Genomic DNA, 1,324 nt, shown 5'->3' with positions numbered 1-1,324 from the left:
CCAAGTCCAGACGGAACTTGGAATTCAGCCAGATAGTATCTTATTGTTAGTCTGTTATCGTCTTGTTTTGACTAAAACACGGTTGCGTTGGAAAAGTGGGAATACTTTGTTGGATGATTGAAGACATGAGCAAAAGGGAGATGTATGGCCAGCAAAATGATTTTTTCTTGAAATAGCCTTGGAAAGATTAAAAAAAGCTATATATTTGTATTCAATTCTAAAACTAACTACCTATGAAACTAATTGCAGAAAGTGGTTCTACGAGAACAGAATGGGCGCTGGTTGAAGATAATCGTCTGATACAGCGAGCCTTCACAGAGGGCTTAAATCCTTTCTTTCAAACGAGAAGAGAGATTAGCCGAAGTGTGCGGTTAGGATTACCCGAGCATTTTTTCAAAAGGAAATTGGAACAAGTCTATTATTATGGTGCCGGATGTACTTCTTATGAAAAGAAAAATGTATTGGGAGCTTCATTGGTAGCACAATTCAAAACTCCAATTCAGGTAGAGAGTGATTTGCTGGCAGCTGCACGTGGCTTGTTCAAATGCGAGGCCGGCATTGCTTGTATTTTGGGAACCGGCTCAAACTCATGTTTTTATGATGGGAAAATCGTTGTAAAGAATGTCCGGGCAGGAGGTTACATCCTGGGGGATGAGGGTAGTGGTGCTGTATTGGGCAAAATGTTTTTGTCTGATGTACTGAAAGGTTTGGCTCCTAAAGATGTAACGGCGGATTTCTTTGAGAAGTTCCGTATAAGCCCGAATGAGGTTATGGAATCTGTGTATAACCGCCCGTTCCCCAATCGCTTTTTGTCTACTATATCTTATTTTTTGGCAGATTATACCAATGATGACTATGTATTTGAGCTGATTACCGGTAATCTGAGAAATTTCTTTACTCGTAATGTCTGCCAATATGACTACAAAAATTATCCTATTCGTTTTGTGGGTTCATTGGCTTACAGCTACGCGACCATTTTGCGGGAAGTTGCCCGTGAATTTGGCATCGAACTGGAAATCATTGAAGAAACACCAATGAATGGCTTGATTGAATTCCATTCTTTAAATATAGAAGAACCTTAAATTCTTTATATAATAAGGTGTATAACCTCCTTTTTGCAAATGTATAAATATAAAGTTAAATAAATGCAAAGGAATGTTCTTGATATTAAATAATAATGTATCTTTGTTAGGACGAAATGAATGAATCATTTCTCACCTTTGTTAATAACGAGTTTTTTATCTCTTAAAACAACCAATAGAGTTAAGTAATTAACAAGATTTTAACCTTGTATAATATATAACTAAGTTCCGTCTGGACTTGG

1 protein-coding gene is annotated in these 1,324 nt (G+C 37.1%); it reads left to right on the top strand.

Annotation, left to right across the window (positions count from 1 at the left end):
• The first annotated feature begins 233 nt into the window (after positions 1-233).
• On the top strand, positions 234-1,082 hold the full coding sequence (locus DXD78_RS08750) for a hypothetical protein (RefSeq protein ID WP_005824933.1): 849 nt from the start codon (positions 234-236) through the stop codon (positions 1,080-1,082).
• Positions 1,083-1,324: the final 242 nt, after the last annotated feature.

The sequence above is a fragment of the Bacteroides sp. D20 genome (genome assembly GCF_003436255.1).
Classification (GTDB): domain Bacteria; phylum Bacteroidota; class Bacteroidia; order Bacteroidales; family Bacteroidaceae; genus Bacteroides; species Bacteroides uniformis.
This window is presented reverse-complemented; position numbering and strand designations above follow the sequence as displayed.

What these genes read in the sequence shown, in the direction of transcription:
- DXD78_RS08750 (WP_005824933.1), top strand. Translation starts at nt 234, where the DNA reads ATGAAACTAATTGCAGAAAGTGGTTCTACGAGAACAGAATGGGCGCTG.